Origin of the sequence: Aliidiomarina iranensis (assembly GCF_003987135.1) — a bacterium.
Taxonomy (GTDB): Bacteria; Pseudomonadota; Gammaproteobacteria; order Enterobacterales; family Alteromonadaceae; genus Aliidiomarina; species Aliidiomarina iranensis.
On sequence record NZ_PIPJ01000008.1, the window covers coordinates 86,775 to 106,271 of the forward strand.

At 48.2% G+C, this 19,497-nt stretch carries 19 protein-coding genes; 1 reads left to right on the forward strand and 18 read right to left on the reverse strand.

Features of this window, described 5'->3' with window-relative positions; translation table 11 throughout:
* The first annotated feature begins 130 nt into the window (after positions 1-130).
* Positions 131-763 (forward strand): bifunctional phosphoribosyl-AMP cyclohydrolase/phosphoribosyl-ATP diphosphatase HisIE, encoded by a 633-nt coding sequence (hisIE, locus tag CWE08_RS10105; RefSeq protein WP_126767955.1) that lies wholly within the window; start codon positions 131-133, stop codon positions 761-763.
* A 235-nt stretch (positions 764-998) separates the two neighbouring features.
* Here the strand turns inward: hisIE and CWE08_RS10110 are convergent, their stop codons facing one another.
* The 18 genes from CWE08_RS10110 to CWE08_RS10190 all read right to left on the reverse strand — a co-directional run bounded on the left by CWE08_RS10110 (position 999) and on the right by CWE08_RS10190 (position 19,385).
* Positions 999-3,953 (reverse strand): immunoglobulin-like domain-containing protein, encoded by a 2,955-nt coding sequence (locus CWE08_RS10110; protein WP_126767956.1) that lies wholly within the window; start codon positions 3,951-3,953, stop codon positions 999-1,001.
* A 146-nt stretch (positions 3,954-4,099) separates the two neighbouring features.
* The gene (locus CWE08_RS10115) at positions 4,100-5,461 is read right to left on the reverse strand and encodes an MATE family efflux transporter (RefSeq protein ID WP_126767957.1); all 1,362 of its coding nucleotides are present in this window, start codon (positions 5,459-5,461) and stop codon (positions 4,100-4,102) included.
* Complete coding sequence (locus tag CWE08_RS10120) at positions 5,458-6,258, reverse strand: alpha/beta fold hydrolase (protein ID WP_126767959.1); 801 nt, start codon at positions 6,256-6,258, stop codon at positions 5,458-5,460. Before CWE08_RS10120 ends, CWE08_RS10115 begins: the two co-directional genes overlap by 4 nt.
* Positions 6,259-6,270: 12 nt before the next feature.
* Positions 6,271-6,678, reverse strand: a complete 408-nt coding sequence (locus tag CWE08_RS10125) for an MAPEG family protein (protein ID WP_126767960.1) — start codon at positions 6,676-6,678, stop codon at positions 6,271-6,273.
* 22 nt (positions 6,679-6,700) lie between these two features.
* Positions 6,701-7,345 carry an adenylate kinase gene (gene adk / locus CWE08_RS10130; RefSeq protein ID WP_126767962.1) on the reverse strand — a complete coding sequence of 215 codons (645 nt, stop codon included), beginning with the start codon at positions 7,343-7,345 and terminating at the stop codon, positions 6,701-6,703.
* Positions 7,346-7,621: 276 nt separating this feature from the next.
* Positions 7,622-9,538 carry a molecular chaperone HtpG gene (htpG, locus tag CWE08_RS10135; protein ID WP_126767963.1) on the reverse strand — a complete coding sequence of 639 codons (1,917 nt, stop codon included), beginning with the start codon at positions 9,536-9,538 and terminating at the stop codon, positions 7,622-7,624.
* A 137-nt stretch (positions 9,539-9,675) separates the two neighbouring features.
* Positions 9,676-10,278, reverse strand: a complete 603-nt coding sequence (gene recR / locus CWE08_RS10140) for a recombination mediator RecR (protein WP_126767965.1) — start codon at positions 10,276-10,278, stop codon at positions 9,676-9,678.
* Positions 10,278-10,610 carry a YbaB/EbfC family nucleoid-associated protein gene (locus tag CWE08_RS10145; RefSeq protein ID WP_126767966.1) on the reverse strand — a complete coding sequence of 111 codons (333 nt, stop codon included), beginning with the start codon at positions 10,608-10,610 and terminating at the stop codon, positions 10,278-10,280. The genes recR and CWE08_RS10145 overlap by 1 nt, the downstream gene beginning before the upstream one ends.
* Positions 10,611-10,649: 39 nt before the next feature.
* A complete protein-coding gene (gene dnaX, locus CWE08_RS10150; protein WP_126767973.1) occupies positions 10,650-12,986 on the reverse strand; it encodes a DNA polymerase III subunit gamma/tau in 2,337 nt (778 codons plus the stop codon).
* A gap of 54 nt (positions 12,987-13,040) precedes the next feature.
* On the reverse strand, positions 13,041-13,598 hold the full coding sequence (locus tag CWE08_RS10155) for an adenine phosphoribosyltransferase (RefSeq protein WP_126767974.1): 558 nt from the start codon (positions 13,596-13,598) through the stop codon (positions 13,041-13,043).
* A gap of 11 nt (positions 13,599-13,609) precedes the next feature.
* Positions 13,610-13,990, reverse strand: coding sequence for a response regulator (locus CWE08_RS10160; protein ID WP_126767976.1), 381 nt, complete (start codon positions 13,988-13,990; stop codon positions 13,610-13,612).
* A 63-nt stretch (positions 13,991-14,053) separates the two neighbouring features.
* Complete coding sequence (locus tag CWE08_RS12430; RefSeq protein WP_275540786.1) at positions 14,054-14,179, reverse strand: hypothetical protein; 126 nt, start codon at positions 14,177-14,179, stop codon at positions 14,054-14,056.
* Positions 14,180-14,351: 172 nt separating this feature from the next.
* A complete protein-coding gene (locus CWE08_RS10165) occupies positions 14,352-15,662 on the reverse strand; it encodes a tetratricopeptide repeat protein (RefSeq protein WP_126767977.1) in 1,311 nt (436 codons plus the stop codon).
* Between the two features lie 3 nt (positions 15,663-15,665).
* Positions 15,666-16,280, reverse strand: a complete 615-nt coding sequence (locus tag CWE08_RS10170; protein WP_126768009.1) for an energy transducer TonB — start codon at positions 16,278-16,280, stop codon at positions 15,666-15,668.
* A 1-nt stretch (position 16,281) separates the two neighbouring features.
* Positions 16,282-16,683: an ExbD/TolR family protein gene (locus CWE08_RS10175; protein WP_126767979.1), complete on the reverse strand. Its 402-nt coding sequence runs from the start codon at positions 16,681-16,683 to the stop codon at positions 16,282-16,284.
* Positions 16,684-16,695: 12 nt separating this feature from the next.
* Positions 16,696-17,223, reverse strand: a complete 528-nt coding sequence (locus tag CWE08_RS10180) for a MotA/TolQ/ExbB proton channel family protein (RefSeq protein ID WP_126767981.1) — start codon at positions 17,221-17,223, stop codon at positions 16,696-16,698.
* A 3-nt stretch (positions 17,224-17,226) separates the two neighbouring features.
* Entirely contained in the window at positions 17,227-18,600 is a 1,374-nt protein-coding gene (locus CWE08_RS10185; protein ID WP_126767982.1) for a MotA/TolQ/ExbB proton channel family protein, read from the reverse strand.
* Positions 18,597-19,385 (reverse strand): DUF3450 domain-containing protein, encoded by a 789-nt coding sequence (locus CWE08_RS10190; protein ID WP_126767984.1) that lies wholly within the window; start codon positions 19,383-19,385, stop codon positions 18,597-18,599. Before CWE08_RS10190 ends, CWE08_RS10185 begins: the two co-directional genes overlap by 4 nt.
* Positions 19,386-19,497: the final 112 nt, after the last annotated feature.

Here is a 19,497-nt window from a genome sequence, read left to right on the forward strand (position 1 = left end):
CGTGAAGGCACTAACTTGAAGTTACTAACTTGAAAGCGCTAACTTGAAAGCGTAGCGTGAATGCAGTTCATGTTAATGTTAAGTGCGAACTGTAATGAACTATATTCATTTTATGAACTAGGAATCGAGCATGATTGTGAACAGCGAAAATATGGCTGATCTAGCATGGGATAAAATGCAGGGTTTATTGCCGTGCATGGTACAAGATAGCAGTAGTGGCCGTTTGCTCATGCAAGGCTACATGAATGCTGAAGCGCTCGCGCAAACCATAGCCAGTGGCAAAGTAACCTTTTTCAGCCGCAGTAAACAGCGCTTGTGGATGAAAGGCGAAAGTTCAGGAAACGAATTATTGTTGGATTCGGTTACCGCTGATTGCGATAACGATGCGCTTTTGGTGCAAGCCCGCCCGCAAGGCCCTACCTGCCATTTAGGCACAGAATCCTGTTGGCTACCACCACAACAGCCGGTTGCCAGTGAATTGATTGAGCTTGAGCGCACCATTGCAGCGCGCAAAGCCGATTTAGCTGCCGGCAACCCAGGCAAAAGCTACACCGCGAAGTTGCTCAACAACGGCATTCGCCGTTGCGCTCAAAAGGTAGGTGAAGAAGGCGTGGAAGTGGCGCTCGCTGCCGTGGCGCAGAATGATGAAGCTCTCCTGAATGAAAGTGCCGATTTGCTCTATCACCTCTTGGTCGTTCTGCAAGCGCGGGATCTGAGCTTAGAAGATGTGGTTAACGTGTTGCGTGAACGTAAGGGCAAATAACGCCTCTAGTTTCCTGTGGCCAGCGCCGTGGCAAGTAATGTGCAAGTAATGTGCAAGTAATGTGCAAGCACTGTGGCAAGCGCCGTGGCCAGCACTGTGGCAATTAATGTGGCAAGCACGGTTGATAGCCAGCTAAGTTGCTTTTGTAAAAAATAAAAGGGCTCATCGTTATTACGATGAGCCCTTTTCGTTCGTTTTAAAAGGCTTTTGCTATGGCGTTCGCCTGTTGCAAGCCCTACTGATTAAAGCTCCCAAAACTACCCGCATCCGAGTTATTTCTGGCTTCTTCGCCATCCATAACAGGCTGCGGCATATCGGTGCGAACAAATCGAATCCAGAGATCACAGCCTGTTTCTTCCACTTGTTCGGCTTCAATATTGCCGGTATCGCCGCTGCTTAAATCGGCCTCGAAACGATCAAGGCGTTGCTCATCCGTGCCCTCGAATACCCAAGCAATATCCGCACTTAATGTTTGCGTATCGCTGTTGTATTCACCAAACAGTGTATAAGCAAGCTCTCGGCCCGTGTAATCATTGCCGCTACCACTTACCGATACCGACGAAGAATAATCAACATCCAAATCAATATAGTTCTGGAGCAAGTATTCTCGGGTAACACAGGCTAGATACACTATCCAATTCGCCTCTTCAGGAGGTAACGTGAGCTCACAAATAACATCGGAGCGTGCCGATAAATTCCCTGCCTCATCATACGCCACAATAGAGAAACAGTACTCGGTTTCCGCCGTTAAGCTCAGCACCGTATATTCAGTGGCGGCAACATCGGCAATGGTTACCGGATTGGCCGCATAATGCCAAAGTACCAAGTAACCGGCAACACCCGTGTCATCTGAAGCAGCATCCCAACTCAGGCTTAACGCCGTGGTTGAAGAAGCTTCAATCACAAGGCCTGTAGGAACCGATGGTGCAGTAATATCCGGCGCTGGCGCTGTTGCGCATACTTCCACACTTGGCTCTGAATGCACACCATCGTGATTAACCGCACTCACTTGATAGCAATATTGCTCACCTGCCTCTCGGTTTGTATGCACAAACTCAGTTGAGCGCAAGCCGCGCGATACAATTTCACCGGATTCGTAAACAAAATACCGCGCCACATTTTCTGGCGCACTTACCGCCCAGCTTACTACAGCACGTGAGCTATCCTCGAAATCAACAGTAAGCGAATCGGGTACTGGAGGTTCCGGTAACGGCTCGCCGGGCACACCTTCACAACCTGGGAATTCCATGCTCATACCAAATTCAGTATCTACAATTTGATAATCCACCTCGAGGAAACGGCCAAATAACTCAGTATCACCACCCGCACGAGCCCACAATCCCGTGTAACCATCTAACTCCCACGGGCATCCTTCGCCGGCTGGGCGCTCAACCAACTGCGCACCGGAATAGCCAAAACCCTCGAAATAAGGGCCGGCTTCGCCAGCAATACGATGGCTTACCCGAATACCTAAACCACCCGCCGCTTGCATGGCTTGATCCGGCCATTCTTCCAGCATCCAATCACCGTTGAGGCTATACCCCGCAATACTTTCATAGCCTTCGCCGCGAACATAGTGAAAGCCCAGTGAGTATTCACTATGCGTCATCATCATTGGCATTAAGGCTACCGGCGAATCCATTTCTGCGGCATAAATGATGGTGAGCTCCGGTATCACCGGCACTGGGCCAATCTGGTAGGGCTCAAGTTCCAGTGTGAGCTCAGGCACTATATCCATTAGCTCCTGCTCACCTACTTGCTCACCAATTCGCAAGGTAAGCACCGCGCTTACATCCGCATGGGTAAGCATGCGCATTTCTTCGAGCGGCCATTTTACCGTTAACTCAGGAATTACTTTGTGCAGCGTGATCGACCCATGCAAAGCAACCTGATCAAAGATGGTGGTTTCATCTTCATCGGCATCGTAAAGAATATGATTAACCGATAAGGTGGTGCCTTCATCATTTTCCGCAAGCACTTGCACGCCTTGGGGCAGTTTGCTCAGTTCTGCGCCAGCTTGCTCAGAATTCAGAGTTACATGGGTAAAGCCATCTACGAATACATCATCGAGCGTCACTGGAATCGTGCGCACTTGCGTGGGCGCTCCGGTTACTTGAATAATATTGGTTACGCGGCGAACAAAGTAAATACCTTCAGTTTGCACCGTGCTTCCACCAGAAGAAATGATAACATCACCAATATTCACACTACTTAAATCAGTGCCAGATTGGAAAGTGATCACTAGATTTTCTGAGTTGAAGTTAATAATTCGATCTATGATGTTATCACTCAACACCGTTACATCAGCAGCAACTTCCGGTTCTACATCCTGCAAAAAAGTTGCAGAAATAACACCAGATTCGCCAGCCGTAAAGGTACAACTCGCTGCAACGCTATTCGCGCACTCGCCCCAAGAATCAAAAATCCAATCATTATTAGGCTCGGCGCTTACTGTTACTTCACTACCCGTTGGCACCCGATAAGTACAGGAACGCTGCGCCGCACAGCTGCTTGCAATTGCATCGCCATCCACGCTCACGGTGAAATCACCTTCACCAAATCGATTGAGCGTAAAAGAACTTTCCGGTGCCGTTGCCGTTACAATAACACTGCGCTCTGCAGAAGCGCTGTTGCCCGCGGTATCGGTGGCGGAGTACGTTAAAGTGTAAGTTGCGGCCACGCTGGTATCAACCTCACCATCCACGCTAACCTCTAACTCGCCATCCACATTATCACTCGCTTCGGCTCCCGGATCGCTAAAAGGGTCGCCTACCATCAATTCGATGGGGTTCTCGCCTAAAAGCGTTATTTCCGGCGCTTCATTATCAACAAAAGTTGCAGTTACGGTGCAATCTTCGGTAATTGCGCCGGTTGTATAGGTATCATCTGCAAGCTCACCGCCACAACCGGTTACCTCATCAATAGCGAAGCCCGCATCAGCGGTTACCGTAAAGCTTGCCGTATCACCTTCCTCAACGGTGCTGCTTTCAGGGTCAATAGAACCACCGGTTTCAGCAACCGCGGTTACGGTGTAAGTATCGGGGCTTGGATTCGGAGTGGGTGGATTCGGTGTTCCCACATCAGCGCTACTGCTGCTGCTTCCGAAACATCCAGTTAATGTGAGTGAAAAGGCTATAACGAGCGGAATACCAACGAGATTTCGCCGGCAACTATTCTCCGTAAAGTGCATAATTCGTCCCTCTTTTGCTTATGTTTTTATGGCACCACAACAGGGTGTTTTTTTGATGTACTCCTATTATTTACAGCTGTATAAAAAATAGCCCGATAATGGAGAACGTCAAGCAAAAGAGGTTGATATCACTCTATCTAACTAAACTAACGTACTTTTTTAGATTGCTCCCAAGCCCGATGAACGCGGAATAAGCGCATAGTTAGCAGTACCGCCGCCACACTCAGGCCAGAAATAAAGCCAATCCAGAAACCAGCGGCTCCCATGCGCGGCACCACCCAATCGGTGAGGCCCAAAACTATGCCCACACTTAAACCAAATGGCCAGTAGGATATCAGTGTTACCACCATGGCGGCGCGGGTATCTTTGTAGCCGCGCAGGGCGCCAATAGAAATCGCTTGGAAGGTATCAGAAATGGTGAATATCGCCGCCAAACCCAGCAAGGTGCCCGCCAGCGCAATAATTTCTGGGTTATCTGTGTAAAAGCCTGCCAGCCAACGCCCACCAAGCCACATGCCTAAACCATTTACCGTGGCAAAACTTACCCCCATCAGTAGCGCCACTTTGTAAGCATTCATAGCATCTACCGGGCGCTCAGCACCAAGGGCAAAGCCTACTCGCAAGGTAACCGCCATACTCAAACTTAAGGGAAACATGTACACAAGGGAAGAAACGTTTAATGCTATTTGATGGCCAGAAACCATCACTGCACCCAAGGGCGCAATTAATATAGCAACCGCAGCAAATAGGCTAGTTTCAAAAAATAGCGACATAGAAATGGGAAAACCAAGCCGCGTGAAATGCCAAATATCATCCCAGTTCGGCGGATAAAACTTGCGAAACGGCGCCACTACGGCAAAACGCTTGGCATACACCACATACGCGAGTAGGCTTAACGCCATACCCCATAACACAATTGCCGAGGCTAGGCCGGAGCCCGCCCCACCTAGCGCAGGCATACCAAACTTGCCGTAAATAAAGATGTAGTTCGCAGGAATATTGATGAGCAAACCAATGATGCCAATTACCAAAGAAGGCATGGTATGCGAAAGGCCCTCACAGAAGTTGCGCAACACCACATACAACACAAAAGCTGGCAAACCCCACATAATAAAGCGCAAATAACTTAACGTCATGCTGCGAAACTCGGGTTCAACATCCATGATGGCTAAAAAATACGGCGCAACGAATAGTAAAATGCCGGTAAGAATTGCGCTAATAATACAAGTGTATAACGATTGCTGCACATGCCGCGCTACCTGATCCCGTTCATCGGCACCATCGCAATGGGAAATAACCGGCGCCAGCGCTAAGCCAAAGCCAAAAATAATCAGGGTTAGTGGCATCCAAATAGCGCCACCTACGGCCACCGCCGCTAAATCAACCGCACCCACACGCCCTGACATCAGCGTATCCACCACGCTCATGAGCATTTGCGTGAGCTGTGCAATTAAAATAGGTCCGGTTAACAACGCCAGCTTCTTCGCCTCTGGCCCTAACTTCTTCATGGCAACACCTGAATCTCTTTAAGCGCATCAATAATAAAAGGGTTCACCGTATCGGCTGCAACTAATGGCCCCATATGGCCTGCGTTTACTGCTAAGGCTTCGCAGTTCGGCAATGTCGCCGCTAATTTTTCGGCAACGGTGCGGCTCGAAAGCGGCGAGTGTTCACCGTGCAATAATACCACTGGGCAGTTTATGTTAGCGTATTCGGCTAGGGTTGTTTCTTCATGCAATAAAGCATAAAAATCCGCCTGCACCTTCGCTTGTTGCTGGCTCATTAGAGCCCGTGCTTTTTCTGGTAACCGCGCGAAATAACCCGGTTGGTTCCAATAATCAACAAAAATAGCCGCGGATTCACTCAGGCTCAAACCGTGCATTTGCGCAGTAATCGCTAGAATTTCCGCCCGTGCAGCTTCATTTTCGGCTAGCACATGAAAGCTCACCGGCTCATACAAAATCAGCCCTTGCACCTGTTCCGGATAACGCAACGCCCATTGCAGCGCGGTTGCGCCGCCGTAAGAATGGCCAATGAGAATCACCTTCTCATCACTGCCGGGCGCAGGCACCATCTGCGCTTGCGTTTGCGCCTGTTGCTGCAGCGCCGTTAATTCATGGTGCAAACGAAAGCGGGTGATATCTTCTGGCAAGCCATCCGCGAGCGAGAGGCCTTTGCCATAGCCAATTAAATCCGGCGCAAAAAAAGCAACGCCCGCCGGTAAAAGGCGGGCGAGCTGTTTGGCCAGAGAGCGCCACTGCCCACTGTGGCTTTGTGAGCTGTGGAGCGCAACAATACTGGTCATCTGTTCTTTTTCCTATGCACTACCAACCGTATAGCCAATGGCAAAACCAATAAGATACGCAGCCGATAACAGCAACATCACAAAGGTACCTAACACACCAATACTGCGGTACACACTGGTGCCAATTGATTTAGTTAAACCAATGGCGTGATTAACACGCGCAAAAAACAGCAAGCCACCGAGGCCATATAGCCACATTGCGCTAGCGCCGTTAAACTCCATGAGGGCCAGTAGAATCAATGCCAATGGCACATACTCGTTGAAGTTGCCATGAATCCGAATCGAAGCCTGTAAATCCATGGCTTCGCCATTGCCGATGCCCACCCGATCGCGCCAGCGCAAACGGATAATGCGAATAGCTAGCACCAAATACAGTAACGTGAGTAACGCGGCGAATAAACTTGTAACCGGTAAAACCATGCTAGCCTCCAAATGTATTTAATTACCCGAGCAGGGCTTTTAATTCTTGGTTGATCTGTTCAACCTTTTTCGTGCCATCTAATTTGTGGCAGGCTACTACGCCCTGATCAGCCAGTTTTTTGTAGTAGGAAACCAGAGGCTCGGTTTGTTCATGATAAATCTTCAGGCGTTTGCGCACTGTTTCTTCTTTGTCATCTTCGCGAATCACCAAATCTTCACCAGTAACGTCATCCTTGCCTTCTTCTTTCGGCGGGTTGTAGCTTACATGATAAACTCGGCCCGATCCTGGGTGCACACGCCGGCCCGCCATACGCTCAACAATCACATCATCAGCTACAGCGAATTCCAGTACATAATCGATTTTTATGCCCGCTTCTTGCATCGCATCCGCTTGCGGAATAGTGCGCGGGAAGCCATCAAGTAAAAAGCCATTCTCACAATCTTCTTGGCCAATGCGCTCTTGCACTAAGCCAATCATTATATCATCCGAAACCAATTGCCCTGCGTCCATCACTTCCTTTGCTTTTTTACCCAGCTCGCTACCGGCTTTAATGGCAGCACGAAGCATATCGCCGGTTGAAATTTGTGGAATATTATAAGTATTCATCAGAAATTGAGCTTGAGTGCCCTTCCCTGCGCCAGGCGCCCCCAAAAGGATGATCCGCATGGTGTGTCCCCTAAATTATTGTCGTCGGATGATTCAAAAAATAATGCGCCAACTTTACCTTTCAAAGCCCGAAATAACAAGGCCGACCATAGTCGAACTTGCGCTTAAAACGAACTTCTGCGGCCGCGTATGTCGCTAGGCAAAAAAAAGCTCCCCACATTTGGGGAGCTTTTCATGTTGCTGTAATTGTTCAGGCAATTGTTACGGCAATTGTAGCAGCAACTCAATACTCAACTATTGCGAGCGTAATTAAGCTGCTGGCTTTATACCTTGCAGTTATAGTGCAAGCATTAACCGGTTTAAGCGGCGCACAAAGATACTCGGATCTTTTAAACTACCCCGTTCTGCTAAAGTAGCTTGCTCGAGCAACAAATCAGCCCACTCACCGAAGCGCTCTTCATCTTGCTCATCGGCAACACGTTTAACCAGTGGATGCTCAGGGTTCAGCTCCAGAATATATTTCGTTTCTGGCACTTTTTGCCCGGCCGCTTCCATCAACTTCGCCATCTGCGTTGACATATCATTTTCATCGGTAACGATACACGCAGGTGAATCGGTTAAGCGGTGCGTTACCCGAACCTTCTTAACTTTATCGCCTAGGGTTTTGCTAAAGCGCTCTACCGTAGTAGCAAAATCTTCCTCTAGCTTTTCTTGCTCGGCTTTATCGGCTTCATCATCAAGTGAGCCTAAATCTAAATCACCACGGGTAACCGATTGGAACTTCTTCTCTTTGTATTCGGTAATGTGGCTCATGAGCCACTCATCGATACGATCCGAAAGAAGTAGAACTTCTACGCCCTTCTTGCGGAAGATTTCCAACGCTGGGTTATTTTTCGCCGCTTCGTAGCTATCAGCCACAATGTAATAGATCGCCTCTTGGCCTTCTTTCATGCGCTCAATGTACGCATCCAAAGAAACTCGCTGTTCGCTAGTATCTTCATGGCTAGAAGCAAAGCGAAGAAGTTCGCAAATGCGTTCAATGTTAGCCTGATCTTCAGCCGGGCCCTCTTTCAACACGTTGCCAAAGTTATCCCAGAAGCTGTTGTACGCTTCGGCATCATCTCGAGCCAATTTCACCAAGCTCTGTAAAACCTTTTTCGTGCTCGCACTGCGCATAGAACGCGTTACTTTGCTATCTTGCAGAATTTCCCGCGATACATTCAACGGCAAATCATTGGAATCAATTAAGCCACGCACGAAGCGCAAGTAAGTTGGCATAAACTGCTCAGCGTCGTCCATGATGAACACCCGTTGAACATACAATTTAATGCCTTTTTGATTCTCACGGTTCCATAAATCCCATGGCGCCCGCTTTGGAATATAAAGTAAGCTCGTATATTCGTGTTTACCTTCTACTTTGTTGTGGCTCCAAAGCAATGGATCATCAAAATCATGGGCTACTGATTTGTAAAATTCTTGATATTCCTCGTCGGTAATATCACTTTTTTCCCGCAACCAAAGCGCTTTACCGGCGTTAACGGTTTCCCACTCACCCGGTTGTGCTGGCACTTTTTCGCCATCTGGGCCTTCACTTTCCGGTTGTTCATCTTTCCACATTTGCACCGGAATGCTTAAGTGATCGGAGTACGTGGTTACAATTTCACGCAGTTTCCATGCATCTAGGAATTCATCTTCGCCTTCCCGCAAGTGCAAGGTGATATCAGTGCCACGGCCTTTTTTCGTAATTGGTGCAATGGTGAATTCGCCATCACCGGAAGATTGCCATTCAACCGCCTCATCTTCAGCCGTACCGGCTAGCCGAGTGCGTACAGTTACTTGATCAGAAACGATAAACGCCGAATAGAAACCCACACCAAATTGGCCAATCAGCTGAGAATCTTTGCTTTGATCCCCTGAAAGCTGGCTGAAAAACTCTTTCGTACCAGATTTTGCAATAGTACCTAAATGGCTCATCACATCTTCTCGGCTCATGCCGATGCCGTTATCACTGATGGTGATGCTGCGGTTTTCTTTATCGATACTCAGGCGTACGCGCAAATCCGCATCACCAGCAAACAAATCGTTATTTTGTAGCGCTTTAAAGCGTAATTTATCTGCTGCATCTGAAGCATTGGAAATCAATTCACGAAGAAAGATATCCTTATTCGAGTACAGCGAATGAATCATTAAATGAAGAAGCTGCTTAACTTCGGTTTGAAAGCCGTGTTTTTCAGCATGCTGATTCTCAGCCATGATGATTACTCTCCTAAATTATCGTGTCATTAACTCTGCGAAGTGCATCTTGTAAAATATGGTTTAAATGCCTAACAGGGTTAATGGGGATAACCAGAGTAGATTTCAAGGGAAATTTTGCTACTAAAACGAGGTTTTTATAAGGATTTACGGCCTGAAAAAGCATGCCCTAGTGTTGTGTGATCAACATATTCAAGCTCACCACCTACCGGCACACCATGGGCAATACGAGTAGCACTAATCTGATAACGCGAGGCCAAATCGGCAATAAAGTGAGCCGTAGTATCCCCTTCCATAGTTGGGTTGGTGGCCAAAATTACTTCGTTGATACCACCTTCCTGAAAGCGCTTTTCTAATATATCCAAACCAATATCCGCCGGGCCAATACCATCGAGTGGTGATAGCCTACCCATAAGAACGAAATATTGCCCTTTGTATTGGCTAGTTTGTTCCACCGCTAGCACATCAGCAGGCGATTCTACGATACATAGGGTGCCTTCAGCCGCACGCACCTGATTATCGCAAATGGAACAGGTATCGCCCTCAGTAAGGGTTCGGCAACGTTGGCAACGCCCCACAACTGCAAGTGCATGTTCCAAGGATTGCGCCAGCTTGCCAGCGCCATCACGATGACGCTCCAATAGTTGAAACGCCATACGCTGTGCGGTTTTCTGGCCAACACCGGGAAGTATTCGCAATGCTTCAATTAAGGCCGCGATGGCCGGGCTGAATGCTTTCATTAGAAGGGTAGTTTCATGCCCGGTGGTAAGCCCATGCCGCCCGCTACTGCGCCCATCTTCTCTTTCGAAGCTTCCTCAACACGGCGCACCGCATCATTCGTGGCCGCTGCAATTAAATCTTCCAACATCTCGCGATCATCTTCATCGCCAAAGAGGCTCTCATCGATCGCTACTCGCTTCACATTATGATTGCCGTACATGGTTACTTTTACCATGCCTGCACCGGCTTCACCGGTTACTTCTAAGCTGGCAATCTCTTCTTGCGCCTTCTGCATTTTTTCCTGCATCTGCTGCGCCTGTTTCATCATGTTACCCATGCCGCCTTTAAACATTGCTATCTCTCTCTATTTTTTAAGGGGTTTACTAATTCTTCAATGCAGAATACTTACATCCGTAACTTCTGCTGCAAACGTCTTTTGTAACTGTTGAATACCCGGATGCGCCGCTACTCGCGCCTGTGCATCTTGCAATAACTTCGCATCGATCTCTTGCTGAATCTTAAAAGGTGTACGTTCTGGGCTACCGGTTTTGATCTGTAAGCGCTCAACATTCATTATTTTGCCGAGTTCGTGCTTTATGCTCGCATCCATGTGCCCTGAAAGCAGTGCTTGCTGCGCAGCATCTACTTCCAATATTAAACGATTCGGCTCCTGCTGCAGCACCGCATGCAGCAAAACTTGCCGCGTTCGCCCAACTACATTCATTTTTTCAATAATTGCCGCCCACTCATCCACCTGAGCGGCTGCGGTTATCTTTTCCGCACCTGTTGCAGCAGGTGTGGGAGTTTGCTGCGAGTTTTGCCCCGAATGTTGCACTGCAGCGTGCTCGTTCGCCTGACGGCTCGCTTGATTTGGGCCTTGCTCGACTGTGGCTTGCGCGCCTGCGCCGCTTGCTGCACGTGTATTATCCAAGCCTCGTGACTCCGAGTTGGCTTGCTCTCTAGTTTCTATCTCAACCCCTTCGGCCGGCTTTGGTGATTCAACCTTCGGCGATTCAACCTTTGCCGCAGAGCTTGCCGGTTTTGCTTGTGCCGGTTGGCTGCCACTACTCTCTTTCCGTTTTGCCGCCAAACGTTGGCGCGTTGCCAATAGCGAGCTCAAATCCGACGAACTAGTGGTATTCGCACTTGCGCCTGCCTGCGGTTCACTGTGTGTTTCCGCATGGCCTGTTTCAGTGGTTGTTTCCGCGCTGCCGGCTACCGAACTATCAGCTTTGTCACTGGCAGCGCCCTCACTGGTAGATTCCTTGAGAGAAGCGTGGGCCATTTGCTGTGCCGAAGCTTGCGCTTCTATTTGCGCTTGCTCGGCATGTAAACTCTGGTAATCCTCATCATCTTCTTCAATGAAGCCCGGCACCTCATCATCAGCGGCAAAGTGCGTTGACGCCGTAAAGGTTGATTCCGCGGGCGCTGAGGTAGCCTCTTCCGGTGCTGGTTTAGCTTTCTCCGGCGCTGAATTGGCTTTCTCCGGCGCTGAGGGCTCTTGTTGCGCTGAGGGCTCTTCCGGCGCTGAGGGCTCTTTGCCCCGCGCTGAGGGCTCTTGTTCCTTAGCTGAAGGCTCTTGTTCCTGCGCTAAAGGCTTCTCACCCTGTGGGGGCTTTCCCACGGTAGTGGGCGCCTCACCCGCCGGGCGAAAGGCTAGCAAGCGCAACAAGGTCATTTCTACACCACTGAAGGCATCCGGCGCGTAAGCTAATTCTCGGCGCCCTTCAAGAACCATACGGTAGTACACTTGTACCGCCGTTGGCGCAATTTTCTTCGCTAACGCCAGCATCTCTTGTTCCTGCTCATGCAACTCAGGATCCAGCATATTCGGCGCTACTTGCACCAAAGCCAACTGGTGCAGCAACCCTTGTAACTCCGCTAATACGCCGGCGATATCAGGCACTTTATCTACTAAATTGCGCAGGCCGTTTAGAACCTGATCTACCTTGCCATCAGTAATGTCACCCAAGAGGGCGAGCAAATTGTGGTTATCAATCCGCCCAAGCATACGCGCAACTTCTTGTTCACTTACTTGCTGATTGCCTTGTGCAATCGCTTGATCGGTGAGGCTCAAAGCATCGCGCATACTGCCACTGGCGGAACGCGCCAATAAAGCCAACGCCGCAGGTTCAAAGGGAATGTTTTCAGCTTTTAAAATATGTTCGAGTTGACCGCTAATTTCATCCCGGGTAAGCGCTCGCAAACTGAACTGCAAACAGCGAGAAAGCACAGTAACCGGCAGCTTATCCGGATCTGTGGTAGCCAGCACAAAGACAACATGGGGCGGTGGTTCTTCAAGTGTTTTTAAGAGGGCATTAAAACTGTGGCGCGAGAGCATGTGCACTTCATCGATTAAGTACACCTTATAACGGCCGGAAGTAGGCCGATACTGCACATTTTCTAAAATCTCGCGAGTATCTTCTACCTTGGTCCGCGAAGCCGCATCGATTTCCATTAAATCTACGAAACGCCCGGCTTCAATATCAATACAAGCCGAACACTCGCCACAAGGTGTTGGCGTTATACCGGTAGCACAATTTAAACTGCGGGATAAAATGCGGGCAATGGTAGTTTTGCCTACACCACGAGTACCTGTGAGCAAATATGCATGATGCAAACGCTGGTGCGTAAGCGCATTGGTAAGTGCTTGCAACACATGTTGTTGCCCTACCACCTCACCAAAGTTACGCGGCCGCCATTTCCGTGCCAGCACTTGGTAACTCATGCCGCCTCCAATATCTCGTTAGGGTTAAATAGTGCGAAGCATCAAGCTTCGCAGTTATTCATCAAAAGCGCAAATGGCGTAACTGTTAACGCCAATCTTATCCATCTCTTTTCGGCCACCCAAGTAAAGTAATTCACACACAAACGCGGCTTCAATTATGGTGGCAGGCGAATTGCGAACCAATTTTACCGCTGCTGTCATAGTGCCACCAGTGGCGAGCATGTCATCCATGATGACTACTTTATCACGCGCCTTCAGCGAATCTTTGTGCAATTCTAAAATATCGTCGGCATACTCTAACGTGTAACTAGTCGAGAACACTTCACGGGGCAGTTTCCCAGCTTTGCGAATCAGTGTTAGGCCAACACCTAAACGATCAGCAAGCGCAGCAGAAAAGATAAAACCTCGAGCTTCAATTGCTACAACTTGGGTTAATCCCATATTCTCATAGCGCTCAGCAAATAAATCGATACTATTTCGTAATGCTCGGGGATCTTGCAAGGCTGGAGTTATGTCTCGGAAATTAATACCCGGCTTCGGAAAATTCTCTACCGGGGTAATTCTGCGAGCAATATAATTGCCCCGCATATCTGCTGCAACATTGTGTGTCATGGGCTATCCAATCAAGCCACCACGCTCTCTTGCGTGTACTGGCGAATTTTTAAGAGGAGTAAATCCATATCCAAGGGTTTACCCAGAACCAAATCAGCACCCAATCGTTTTGCTTTTTCAGCAATTTGCTCGGGGTCTGATGTCGTCATTAATAGCAAAGGTACATTTGCGTATTTGGCTTCTTCTCGCAGGTTTTTCAATAATAGCATGCCATCCATCAACGGCATTTTATGGTCAATAAGCACCATATCGAAGCAACCGAGTTTCGCTAAATTTAGGCCATCTAAGCCATCAACCGCTGTGGTAATTTGAAACGGCGTTTTCGCAAGTACGTCCAAAATGTTCTCGCGTGTTCGCTCATTATCTTCAACTAAAAGCAATGAAAATGCCATCTTACATCCCTATTACGCCAATAAACGGCAACGTTATGTTGTTTTGTAAAGCTAGCCTAATAATCAACCAGTAAACAAAGTAATCAAACGTAGAATCGGCGTGAGCAAGGCTATCCCTAAAAACACCACCAGTGCTAGCACTAAATGCCAGCCACTACTTTTATCTTTAAAAGAGTCATGATTTGACATCAAATATTCCTCAGTACATCTACAACGGGCACAGATCATATCCGATTTGGGCGATTTTAGAAAGGATCAAAGGTAAAGCTCTGGTTAAGGGCAATAAAAAACCCCGCTCGAAAGCAGGGTTTTTTTGCGGTTAAATCTGTACTTAAAAGCAAAATAAAGTGAATGCTCTAAATTAGATATTAACACCGCGCCGTTCGGCTGTATCTTTAATATATTGCGCCCAACCTTCAGCATTGCGGCGAGTACTACTAAAGCGCGCTGCGCTTTGAGCAGCATCATACGCTTGCTGATATTGGTTGCTATAAAAGTAAGCTTCAGCTAACGACATATACAATCGGCCAGCATCTTCACCATTCGGCATTAAGTTAATCGCTTCGCGGAACGGAGCTATCGCGCGGCGATATTCCTGTGCGAGCAATAACGCTTCGCCTTGGCGACGACTATAATCCATACGGTCATCATCGAACTCGGCTTCTCTTACGGCATCTGCGTAAGCTTCAGCTGATTTCAAAAATTCTCGAGCTGTATTATAAGTACGAGCAGCGGTTGCATAGTTACGGTCGGTACCTTCGATTACACCTGAATCAATATGACGTGTCATAATTTCAGCAGCATAGTAAGGCACACCGTTGTTTGCATACAACTGTACTAGAGCGCGGTGATCGTTTGATGAACGTAAATAGCCAGCATCGTAAGAGATACGCATTGTCGCTAACGCTTTCTCATACTGTTCATTTAGGTTGTACATCATACCAAGTTGTACCCACCAAGCTCTTTCAGCCGGTAGCGCAACAACACCACGTTCTAACACTGCAATTGTCGCTAAGGTATCGCCTTTTTCATAGTTCGCAGCGATCATCAACACATAAGGGTTGCGATGCGGCTCATCCATGTTTTCCAGCGCTTTCTCAGCCAATGGAATAACCCGATCGTATTGCTTTAGTTCCATATAAGCCGAAGCCATACGAACCAATACATCCGGATTCCACTCACCTACGAATTGTAGATAACTTTGCAGGTAGCCAATGGCTTCCTCATAGTTTTCTTCAATAAGATGCAAGTTGCCAAGAAGTTGCAATGATGCTGAGTGATCAGCGAAGCTAAGAATATCCGGTTCAACCGACATTTCTAACTGCTCAATTGCTTGGCGATTAGCATTGTCGTCGTTTTCTAAGCTTGCATACATTGAACCCATGAAGCGCGCCACATACGCACGATCGTAATCTGTGCGTGATGGTGCCTCTTGTAGCTCAACGATGGCAGCACGAACATCTTCCGCTTCGTACAGCTCATAGGCAGCCATTACCCGGCGAGCTACTCGGTCTCCCAATGCTTGCGAACGGCGGTTATCTTTCGCCGCTTGCAGCTGCTCAGCGTTAGGTATGGTAAAGCCCACATCAGTGCTTTGCTGCGCATTGGCAGACGCAAGTGATAAACCCATGGCTACAAACACAGCACATACTGTAGTTGTGATAGTTTTCATGAATTAGCTCCCGTCCATCGTAAAGTCGAGTTGCACCGTCAAACCTTCTTGCCGCTGCGGCGTGCCATCAACTACCCGAGGCGCGTACCGCCACCGTGCCAAAGCTCGGCGTGCTTCCTGGTCAAATACTCGACGTGGATTCGAGTCGATTACTTCGATGTCAGTAACGCCACCGGTTTCATCGATCGTGAAGCGCAATTGCACCCAGCCTTCTACACCATCTCGCGCCGCCGCAGGCGGATAACGAGGCTCAACACGAACGATCGGTTGAGCGTCTCCATCTCGGTTCATGCCGGCACTTGGATCACCTAGACCCGTACCTACACCACCAAGATCAACGTCACCAATATCCATGTTAAAGGATACTGAGTCATCAGAGGCGTCCGGTTCACTTTGCGGTTGTTCCGGTGGTGTCTCTGGTGGCTCAGGAGGTGGTGGCGGCGTTCGGCGCCGCTCAGCCACTTCTTGTTCCGGTGGTGTTGAAACGATATCAATGGTGGTTGGCGCTTCAGGCGGTTCTGCCCTGCGATCGCCACCACTGATAAGGAATGCCATGAAGACAAACAGTAAAAAGGTGACCGTCGCGCCTAGTAATATTGATACTAAGATGCGCACCATATCAGTCATTCTCCGCTGCTATTGAAATCTGGGCAATACCGGCTTCTTTAACTTGGTCCATTACTTCAACGACAACCCCATGACGGGCGCCCTCGTCAGCTTGAATAACCACCATATCGGTAGGCTGTTCAGCCAAAAGACGTTCCAAGTTAGCGGCTACCCGCTCCACATCTACTTGACGGCGGTCCATCCACACTTCCCCGTTTTCACGGATAGCAATGAAGATGTTGGCCGACGGCTTTTGTGTCGCTTGCGATGCTTCAGGACGATTAACATCGATACCTGCTTCTTTCACAAACGATGTTGTTACGATAAAGAAGATCAACATGATGAACACGATGTCGAGCATCGGGGTCATATCTAGTGTTGCTTCTTCTTCTTCGCGTAAACGTTTACGTGCCATAATTCTTCTCTCTTAATGATGAGGCAGATTATCGATTAGGTCTTCCTTTGCCGCTTTCACGCGCGCATCTAAGCGCTGAACAAAGAACATACCCGATAATGCTGCAACCATTCCCGCCATTGTCGGAATCGTAGCCATTGAGATACCGCCTGCCATCAGACGAGGGTTACCGGTTCCTTGCACTGCCATAATTTCAAACACAGTGATCATCCCCGTAACCGTACCAAGTAATCCAATTAATGGACAAATGGCAATCATCGTCTTCAGCACCAGCATCCGCGCTGACAGTTTTTCGGACGCTTGCGAAATCCATGCATCACGGATTCTATGTGCGTACCAGGAGGTGGTGTCTTTACGATCATTCCACTCGTTGATGATTTGTTCCCGTTCCTTCGGGAACACACCAAGGAGATACCACCAGCGCTCAACCATAACAATCCACATGATTAAAAGCGCGGCGAACACCATATATAAAACGTCACCACCTGTGCCAATAAAATCCCTGACAGTTTCCCAAAGTCCCATCAGGTACAATTGCATGGCTTAAGCTCCCTTCTTCTCTGCATGAGAAGCGACAATACCGGCTGCTTGCTCATCAAGAGTATGCAGAATTGACTTGCTTTTCGATGCAACGATTGAGTGAACAACAATCAATGGTAATGCAGCAATCAAGCCCATAGCCGTTGTTACCAACGCCATCGAGATATCGCCAGCCATGATCCGTGGATCACCAGTACCGAATAGTGTGATTGATTGGAAGGTACCAATCATACCAACTACCGTACCCAATAGACCCATTAACGGTGCTATCGCTGCGAGAATTTTGATGATGCTTACGCCAGATTCAACTTTCGGAGTTTCCCGTAAAATTGCTTCATCAAGTTTAAGCTCAAGGTTTTCAACATCAGTAGAAGGGTTCTCATGGTAAACCTTCAAGATACGACCCAACGGGTTGTTGCTTGTAGGGTTATCAATATTCTTCAACTGACGACGGATAGAACCGCCAACCGCTGTTAACGTAACTAGTTTGTAGATTGCAATGATGAAACCTAAAATTAGTACTACGGTGATTGCATAACCAACTGTTTGGCCTTGATGATAACGCTCAATCAATGTTGCTTTTTGCGTTAACAAGCTCAAGATCTGACCGCGTGACGGATCGATAAACACACCAGCATGACCTGAAGTGGTTTCTTCGAAGTTGCTTGCCGCACGAAGGATATGGCCAGAAGGCTGACGCGCAATTGGCTGAATCTGTTTCGTGCTGTCGTTGTACAGTAAGTATTCACCCTCAGAAATCAGGTTGAATGAACCAATACGAATCACGTCACGAACTTCAGAACCACCATCAAGAAGGGTAACTTCGCCTTGATAACGTTCTACCTTGCCTGATTCAGTCATTTCCGTTAACAATGCTAACCATAACTCTTCAAGTTCGGCGATATTTGGAAGCTCGCGAGCTTCAGCCAAGCTTTCAAGAATCAGTTCACGGTCTGGATATTGTGCACTTACGATTGACGTAGAGATACGGCCGATAGTATCCGCAGCGGCACCACGAATTACACCGAAGATCTCACCCAAAGTACCAACCATGTTATCTAGTTCGGTTTCTTTGTTGCCAATATCGATTTCGTTTTGTGCGTATTCTTGTTGTAAACGAGTACTGCGCGCTTCTTCGTCACGCAGATCTTGCTGTGCTTGACGAAGCATTGCTTGCTTATCTGCACGGTCGTCCATAAAACGACGCTCGCGCTCTTGGTCAATGCGTTGTGCCGCTGCACGCTGCTCTTGAACCTGTTGCAGTAACTCTTCAAGTGTTTTTGCTTCTGCGTCTTGAGCATTAACTGAAAACGCAGCTGATGCCGCTAGCGAAATACCTGCCACGGCCACCATTAAATTCTTCACTACATGTTTCATTCTGCATTCTCCGCGGCAAAGACTGGTAGACGCACTACATCAAATGCGGTCTGACGGCGAGACATACGAATCGCTTGTGTTAGCGGATTCAAGAACGAATCATCAACGCGCGACCATTCACGGTTATCGTTATCCCACACCCATGCGTTTTGCATATCAAGCGATTGTGCTAAAAACGCGATACGGCCAACGTGTAAGTAATCAACTGCGATGTCTTGGCCTTCAAAATTCAAAGTACCTTCATACGCAATCAAACCTACGCCGTAATCCATTTCGATTTGATAGGCTTCGATGATCTGGCGGAATTTTTCAGAATCAGTTACTTCTGAACGCACCATCACTTCGCGAAGGCGCTCAACTCGACGTTCCCGTTGTTCACGGTGAATCGGAATATCCAGCTGAACGAACTCGTCTAACGAATCGATCATCTTATACATTAGAGGCACAACACCTTGACGCGTTTCTTCAATGCCGTCGATCTGACGTTGCAAAGAATCAAGCGTTGCGTTCTGGTCGTCTACTAGACGCTGAACGTGGTCGTTGTACATCTTTAAGGCTTCATATTCAGCAACTACCGCGCGGTAGTCAGCTAATAAGTCACTGCTCTGCTCGAACAATGAATCGACGCGCTCTTGCGAGGCAGCATTCGCACGGTTAGTTTGCGTTTGCTCAGCCTGTAGCTGCGACAGGACATTATCGTTAGCGGATGCTAACCCAACTCCCGTCAGCGCCATCACACCTGCCATAGCGGCAGCGATTTTGCTTCGTTTGATTACTGTGGTCATAGTTCCCAACCAATTTGACTTAACTTTATCCTCGGTATTTAAGGCTTGAACTTGCGTTCATGTTTTACCTTTTCATACAAAAGAACCAGTTGTGTGAGTGATGAAAAAAATC

Excerpts from the sequence above, each read along its gene's own strand:
- htpG (WP_126767963.1), bottom strand. The coding sequence starts at position 9,538 with ATGGCTGAGAATCAGCATGCTGAAAAACACGGCTTTCAAACCGAAGTT.
- CWE08_RS10185 (WP_126767982.1), bottom strand. The coding sequence starts at position 18,600 with ATGAAACATGTAGTGAAGAATTTAATGGTGGCCGTGGCAGGTATTTCG.
- CWE08_RS10165 (WP_126767977.1), bottom strand. The coding sequence starts at position 15,662 with ATGAAAACTATCACAACTACAGTATGTGCTGTGTTTGTAGCCATGGGT.
- CWE08_RS10145 (WP_126767966.1), bottom strand. The coding sequence starts at position 10,610 with ATGTTTAAAGGCGGCATGGGTAACATGATGAAACAGGCGCAGCAGATG.
- CWE08_RS10155 (WP_126767974.1), bottom strand. The coding sequence starts at position 13,598 with ATGACACACAATGTTGCAGCAGATATGCGGGGCAATTATATTGCTCGC.
- CWE08_RS10175 (WP_126767979.1), bottom strand. The coding sequence starts at position 16,683 with ATGGCACGTAAACGTTTACGCGAAGAAGAAGAAGCAACACTAGATATG.
- recR (WP_126767965.1), bottom strand. The coding sequence starts at position 10,278 with ATGAAAGCATTCAGCCCGGCCATCGCGGCCTTAATTGAAGCATTGCGA.
- dnaX (WP_126767973.1), bottom strand. The coding sequence starts at position 12,986 with ATGAGTTACCAAGTGCTGGCACGGAAATGGCGGCCGCGTAACTTTGGT.
- CWE08_RS10110 (WP_126767956.1), bottom strand. The coding sequence starts at position 3,953 with ATGCACTTTACGGAGAATAGTTGCCGGCGAAATCTCGTTGGTATTCCG.
- CWE08_RS10125 (WP_126767960.1), bottom strand. The coding sequence starts at position 6,678 with ATGGTTTTACCGGTTACAAGTTTATTCGCCGCGTTACTCACGTTACTG.
- adk (WP_126767962.1), bottom strand. The coding sequence starts at position 7,345 with ATGCGGATCATCCTTTTGGGGGCGCCTGGCGCAGGGAAGGGCACTCAA.
- CWE08_RS10190 (WP_126767984.1), bottom strand. The coding sequence starts at position 19,385 with ATGACCACAGTAATCAAACGAAGCAAAATCGCTGCCGCTATGGCAGGT.
- CWE08_RS12430 (WP_275540786.1), bottom strand. The coding sequence starts at position 14,179 with ATGTCAAATCATGACTCTTTTAAAGATAAAAGTAGTGGCTGGCATTTA.
- CWE08_RS10115 (WP_126767957.1), bottom strand. The coding sequence starts at position 5,461 with ATGAAGAAGTTAGGGCCAGAGGCGAAGAAGCTGGCGTTGTTAACCGGA.
- CWE08_RS10160 (WP_126767976.1), bottom strand. The coding sequence starts at position 13,990 with ATGGCATTTTCATTGCTTTTAGTTGAAGATAATGAGCGAACACGCGAG.
- CWE08_RS10180 (WP_126767981.1), bottom strand. The coding sequence starts at position 17,223 with ATGCAATTGTACCTGATGGGACTTTGGGAAACTGTCAGGGATTTTATT.
- hisIE (WP_126767955.1), top strand. The coding sequence starts at position 131 with ATGATTGTGAACAGCGAAAATATGGCTGATCTAGCATGGGATAAAATG.
- CWE08_RS10120 (WP_126767959.1), bottom strand. The coding sequence starts at position 6,258 with ATGACCAGTATTGTTGCGCTCCACAGCTCACAAAGCCACAGTGGGCAG.
- CWE08_RS10170 (WP_126768009.1), bottom strand. The coding sequence starts at position 16,280 with ATGGTGCGCATCTTAGTATCAATATTACTAGGCGCGACGGTCACCTTT.